We start from the raw sequence: 6,000 nt of genomic DNA on the forward strand, positions 1-6,000 counted from the left end.
CACGCCTGCCGCCCGCACGACCCGACGCACCTCGACCTCAGGACGTCCGGCCGCGGACACGCCAGCACCCGCGGACCCGACCGGTGCGTGCCGGGCCTCGTGGGACGGGGTGCTGCGTGGACGGCTCATCACCTCTCACACTTCCCGATCGATCACCCGGGTGCCAGCGGGCACGCCCGGAGGCACCCGGGTGAATGTCCGGCGCGAGCTCTCACGCCCGTGCGGAGCGCAGCGCCACGAGGGCGATCGTGGCCGCCACGAGCATGAGCCCGAAGCCGATCCACGACGTGGTCCCCACGCCGCTGCCGAAGGCCTCGTGAGCCGAGGCCAGCAGGCCCTGGGCCTGATCCGTGGGCAGGGTCTCGGCGACCTGCGTCGCGCCGCCGAGCGTCTCGGCGGCCGCGGTCGCGTCCGCGGCGGGCACCCCGTCGGGCACGACGACGTTGCGATGGTAGGACGCCGTGAGGATGCTCCCGAGGACGGCCGTGCCCAGCACGGCGCCGACCTCGTACGCGGTCTCGGAGATCGCCGAGGCCGCACCGGCCTTGTCCGCCGGGACGGCCGAGACGATCAGGTCGTTCGAGACGGTCTCGGCAGCGCCGATCCCGATCGCGAGGACCACGAACGCGACGACGAGCACCATGAGCGTGCTCGCGCCCGCGCTCAGCGCGACGATCGCGTAGCCCGCCGCGGCGAACAGCAGCGCGACCGCGACCACGTACGACGGACGCACCCGGCGCACGACCCGCACGACGAGCAGGCCCGCGACGATCATCGCGGCCAGCCCCGGCAGCAGCGCGTAGCCGGCCTTCATGGGGCTCAGCCCGAGCACGAGCTGGACGTCCTGCGACACGAAGAACAGGAAGCCCACGAGCGAGAACACCGACAGGAGGTTGATCACGACCGCACCGGAGAACTCCCCCCGGCGGAACAGGCGGACGTCGATCATGGGGTCGGGGCGCCCGAGCTGGCGCCGCACGAACGCCCACCCGGCGACGACCCCGAGGACGAGCGCACCCACGGCGAGCGCGCTGGGCCCGGACTTGGCGAGGGTCTTGATGCCGAGCACGATCGGCGCCATGGTCGCCATCGAGAGCGCGATCGACAGGACGTCGACCCGGCCCGGGTTCGCGTCCTTCGACTCGGGCACGAAGATCGGCGCGAGGACCAGCAGGAGCAGCAGCACGGGGACCGCGAGCAGGAAGACCGAGCCCCACCACGAGTGCTCGAGCAGGAACCCGCCCGCGATCGGGCCGATCGCGTTGCCGGCCGCGAAGCCCGCGGCCCAGATCGCGATCGCGAGCCGGCGCTCCTCGCGGTCGGTGAAGATGTTGCGCAGCAGCGAGAGGGTCGGCGGCATGATCATGGCGCCGAAGAAGCCGAGCCCCGCGCGCGACGCGACGAGGGCCTCGGCACTGGGCGCGTAGGCCGCGACGACCGAGATCGCGGCGAAGCCGACGGCGCCGATCAGCAGCAGCCGGCGTCGCCCGATGCGGTCCGCGAACGAACCCATCGAGACGAGCAGGCCCGCGAGCACGAGCGGGTAGATGTCGATCATCCACAGCAGCTGGGTCCCCGTGGGGCGCAGCGCCTCGGAGATCTGCGGCAGCGCGAAGGTGAGCACCGTGTTGTCGATCGAGACGAGCAGCACGGGGAGCATGAGCACGGCGAGCGCGATCCACCGGCGGTTGCGGGTCAGGGGCGAGCCGGAGCTCGCGGCGTGCGTCGAAGCGCCCTGGGGGCCGTTCGGGTCCCGGGGCGTCCGGTTGTCCTGGACGAGAGTCACGGGAGCAGTCCTTTCACGTACGAGGACGGCTGGGGCGGCGCTGTGGCGCCGGACTGCCAACCGTCCAGACGGTACAGTAACCGACCGGACGGTACACTTTCAAGATGCCGCCGCCCCCTGCCGCTCGCGCCAAGGTCCTCGAGGCATTCGCCACCCTTCTCGTCACGCAAGGAGAACGGGCGGCCACGCTCGACGCCGTCGCCGCCGAGGCAGGAGTCTCCAAGGGCGGCCTGCTCTACCACTTCGGCTCCAAGGTCGCGCTGGCCGAGGGGCTCATGGGGCTCCTGCGCGAGCTGACCGCCGCGGACGTCGAGACCATGCGCTCGTGGCCGGCCGGCCCGGTCGACTACTTCATCCGGACGTCGGCCGACTCGGACAGCGGCTTCGAGCTCGTCTACGTCGCCGTCTCACGGCTCGCCCAGGGCAGCTACCCGCAGGCCCGCGCCGCGCTCGACGACGCCCACGACGCGTGGACCGGCGCGGTGCTCGACGTCGTCGGCGACCCCGTCGTCACCCGGGCGATCATGCTCATCGGTGACGGGCTCTACGCCCAGGCCAGCGAGCACTTCGCGAGCGGCGCCTCTCCCTCGGCCGCGGCCCAGGACCGGGCCGGCTCGATCGACGAGCTCCTCGCGCTCATCGACGAGATGATCGCGCTGCGCACCCAGGGCTGAGCCCGCCGACGCGGAACCCGCGAACCTGCGCGGCGCCGTCGGGCAGCGACCCGCCCCGGACGTGCGGGAGGCGCCGGCCGCCCCCAGTGGCAACCGGCGCCCCTTACCTCCCGCACACCTCATGCGGTCCCCCCGCGCTGCGAGCAGTACGGGGAAATCCCGTACCTCGCCCCGGTCCCACGGTCCGTAGCGTGGGGGCATCCGGGACGACGACGGTCAGGGAGTGCCCACGGGACACTCACCGACCAGTGTCCCCCCTCGGCCCCGCCTCCGCCAGGCCGGCCCCCGCGGATGTTGCGCAGTGCACACGACCGGTCGCGTGCCGCGCGCTCCTCCTCAACCCAGCCGCACCACGCTCGTCCAGGCGTCCGCCAGCAGGTCGTGACCTGCCGGGGTGGGGTGCACGCCGTCGTACGCCCAGGCCTGGGCCCCCAGCCCGCTCGTCGCGACGGCCTGCGCGAACGGCCCGTCGGTCGCCACGAACGCCAGCCCGTACTCGGCCGCGAGCCGCCGCACGACCTGGATCTTGGGGTCCAGGTCCTCGCGCCACCCCCACTGCTCCGCGCGGACCGGCACCAGGAAGGGCTCGACCAGCACGATCGCGGCGCGGGGCGCCCCGGCGCGGGTCCGGTCGAGCAGGTCGCGGTAGCCGGACTCGAACGCCTCGGCGCTCGTCGCGTCCCCTGCGTCGTAGCGGCGCCACGTGTCGTTGATCCCGATCTTGATCGAGACGAGGTCGGGCTCGAGCGCGAGGACGTCCGCGTCCCAGCGCGCCTGCAGGTCCACGACCCGGTGACCGCTCACGCCACGGTTGAGCACCTCGATCCCGCGGCGCCCGCACACGCCGGCGACCCGGGCCGCATAGCCGTGCCCGAGCCCGAACTCCCCCTCGGCGACCCGCCCGGCGTCGGTGATCGAGTCGCCGATCAGGACGACTCGCGACCCCGGGGCCAGCACCGCGCGGCTCACGCCGTGCCCGCCTCGGCCGCGGCGGCCGGACGCTCGCCGGACGGCTCCAGCGGCGCCCTCACCCCGGCGGACGCCGCACGCTCGGCCTCGACCGTGGCCGCCACCTGGCGCAGCGCGTCCTGGAGCGGCGCGTAGTGCGCGATGACCGCCTCCCGGTAGGCGTCGGCGTCCCCCGCCTCGGCCGCACGGAGCATGGCCCCGTGCGCCTTCGCGGTGAGGTCGATCTGCTCGGGGGCGGGCAGCCCCAGCTTCGGCGAGACCACCTGGTGCACGTCCCAGAACGCGGTGCCGAGCTGTGCCACGAGGAAGTTGTCGAGGTGCGCGAGCAGGTGCGAGTGGAACTCGCGGTCCTCCTCGAAGAAGTCCTCGCCCTTCTGCGCCTTGCGCTCCATCGCGGCGACGAGGCTCTCGAGGTCGGGGTTCGAGGTGCCGGCCATCTCGGTGACGATCTGCTCGGCCATCGACAGGTCGAGCGCCTGGCGCACCTCGACCACCTCGCGCAGCGCCGAGAAGTCGTCCCCCGGGATCAGCACCCCGCGGAACACCAGCCCTTCGACCAGCGGCTTGAGCGAGAGCTGGCCCACGTAGGTGCCGTAGCCGTGCCGCACCTCGACGATGTCGAGGGCCGCGAGCGTCCTGATCGCCTCGCGGACGTTCGACCGGCTGACACCCAGGAGCGAGCACAGCTCGGCCTCGGTCGGCAGCAGATCACCGGGCCGCAGATGGGCCCGCAGGATGTAGTCCTTGATCTGTTCGGTAGTCGTCGGGGGACGCACCCCCTGACCTCCGAAGCCCAGATGTGACACGGGCTCGGTAGCTGTCATGCGCCTTGACCTCCTCAGAAATTGCCTCTACGGTTCAACCCTACCAGCGTCAGACATCAGACGTCCTATATCTGGAGAGTTCATGGCTACCTCGATGGCGACTAGCACGAACGCGACCGACACCTCTCGCCGGAGCTTCCTCAAGCTCGCCGGCGTGATCGGCGCAGGAGCGGTGATCGCAGGCACGATCGCCGCCTGCGGCGGACCCGCGTCCACCTCGGCCGACCCGCAGACCACCCCCGCCGCCGGCGGCGGGGCCAAGCCCAACCTCGACGGCACGATCGAGGCGGGCATCTCCTACGCCCTGTCGACCGGCTTCGACCCCATGACGACGTCCGGCGCCGTGACCATGGCCGCCAACTGGCACGTCCTCGAGGGCCTCGTCGAGCTCGACCCGGCAGCCCGCACGCCCTACGCCGCGCTCGGCAAGGAGCTGCCCAAGAAGATCGACGAGACCACCTGGGAGGTCACGCTGCGCGACGGCGCGACGTTCCACGACGGCTCCCCCGTCACGACCGACGACGTGGTGTTCAGCTTCAACCGCGTCCTGGACCCGGCGAACGCCTCGCTCTACTCCCAGTTCCTGCCGTTCCTCGCCTCGGTCGCCGCCAAGGACGACAAGACGGTCACCTTCACGCTCAACTACCCGTTCGGGCTGTTCGTCGACCGCGTCTCGGTCGTCAAGATCGTCCCGAAGGCGATCGTCGAGGCCGACCCCAAGGCCTACGACTCGCTGCCCGTGGGCTCGGGCCCGTACAAGCTCACGAGCGCGACGGTCGACGACAAGATCACGTTCGAGCGCTTCGACGCCTACAACGGCTCGCGCCCCGCGCTCGCCAAGGCCATGACGTGGAACCTGCTCTCGGACGCCGCCGCTCGCGTGACCGCGGTCGAGTCGGGCCGCGTCCAGTCGATCGAGGACGTCCCGTACCTCGACGTCGACCGCCTCGCGAACGCCGTCACCGTCGAGTCCGTCCAGTCGTTCGGTCTGCTGTTCATGATGTTCGACTGCACCAAGGCGCCGTTCACCGACAAGCGCGTGCGTCAGGCGTTCTTCCACGCGCTCGACATGGACAAGATCATCAGCACGGGCCTGCTCGGCAACGCGACCGCGGCGACCAGCTTCCTGCACAAGGAGCACCCGTCGTACGTCAAGGCCTCGACGGTCTACTCGCACGACCCCGCCAAGGCCAAGAAGCTCCTGGCCGACGCGGGCGTGAGCGGCCTGACGATCACCCTCCTGACGACCGACACGAGCTGGGTCAAGGACATCGCCCCGCTCATCAAGGAGGACCTCGACGCGGTCGGGATCTCCACGACGCTCGACATCGGCCAGTCCGGCGGTCAGTACAAGAAGGTCGACGACGGCGGGCTCGAGGTCATGGTCGCCCCCGGTGACCCCTCGGTCTTCGGCAACGACCCCGACCTGCTGCTCCGCTGGTGGTACTCGGGCTCGGTGTGGCCGGTCAAGCGCTACCGCTGGGCCAGCACGCCCGAGTTCGCGGAGGTCACGCGTCTGCTCGACCAGGGTGCCGCCGAGCAGGACGCGGCCAAGCAGAAGAAGACCTGGGGCCAGGTCTTCGACATCCTCTCCGACGAGGTCCCGCTGTACCCGCTGCTGCACCGCAAGCTCCCCACGGCCTGGGAGGACTCGGCGCTGACCGGGTTCAAGCCCATCCCCGTCACGGGCCTGTCCTTCCTGGACGTCTCCCGCACCGCCTGACGTCCCCGTGTTCCGGGTGGCGGG

General features: G+C 71.6%; 5 protein-coding genes. 2 read left to right on the forward strand and 3 right to left on the reverse strand.

Going from position 1 to position 6,000, the window contains the following annotated elements:
• Window positions 1-211: 211 nt before the first annotated feature.
• Window positions 212-1,699, reverse strand: coding sequence for an MFS transporter (locus ACZDYF_RS08580; RefSeq protein ID WP_475055524.1), 1,488 nt, complete (start codon window positions 1,697-1,699; stop codon window positions 212-214).
• A 191-nt stretch (window positions 1,700-1,890) separates the two neighbouring features.
• On the opposite strand from ACZDYF_RS08580, the gene ACZDYF_RS08585 reads away from it, so the two are divergent.
• On the forward strand, window positions 1,891-2,460 hold the full coding sequence (locus ACZDYF_RS08585) for a TetR/AcrR family transcriptional regulator (protein ID WP_204809459.1): 570 nt from the start codon (window positions 1,891-1,893) through the stop codon (window positions 2,458-2,460).
• 336 nt (window positions 2,461-2,796) lie between these two features.
• Here ACZDYF_RS08585 and ACZDYF_RS08590 read toward each other — a convergent pair whose 3' ends face one another.
• Entirely contained in the window at window positions 2,797-3,429 is a 633-nt protein-coding gene (locus tag ACZDYF_RS08590) for an SGNH/GDSL hydrolase family protein (protein ID WP_475055445.1), read from the reverse strand.
• Window positions 3,426-4,253: a FadR/GntR family transcriptional regulator gene (locus ACZDYF_RS08595; RefSeq protein ID WP_204809461.1), complete on the reverse strand. Its 828-nt coding sequence runs from the start codon at window positions 4,251-4,253 to the stop codon at window positions 3,426-3,428. Before ACZDYF_RS08595 ends, ACZDYF_RS08590 begins: the two co-directional genes overlap by 4 nt.
• 94 nt (window positions 4,254-4,347) lie before the next feature.
• Here ACZDYF_RS08595 and ACZDYF_RS08600 point away from each other — a divergent pair, with 94 nt between their 5' ends.
• Window positions 4,348-5,976, forward strand: a complete 1,629-nt coding sequence (locus ACZDYF_RS08600) for an ABC transporter substrate-binding protein (RefSeq protein ID WP_475055452.1) — start codon at window positions 4,348-4,350, stop codon at window positions 5,974-5,976.
• Window positions 5,977-6,000 lie beyond the last annotated feature (24 nt).

The sequence above is a fragment of the Oerskovia sp. PE-21s genome (assembly GCF_056158145.1).

Coding starts and splice junctions, on each gene's coding strand:
- ACZDYF_RS08585 (WP_204809459.1), top strand. CDS start 1,891: ATGCCGCCGCCCCCTGCCGCTCGCGCCAAGGTCCTCGAGGCATTCGCC.
- ACZDYF_RS08595 (WP_204809461.1), bottom strand. CDS start 4,253: ATGACAGCTACCGAGCCCGTGTCACATCTGGGCTTCGGAGGTCAGGGG.
- ACZDYF_RS08600 (WP_475055452.1), top strand. CDS start 4,348: ATGGCGACTAGCACGAACGCGACCGACACCTCTCGCCGGAGCTTCCTC.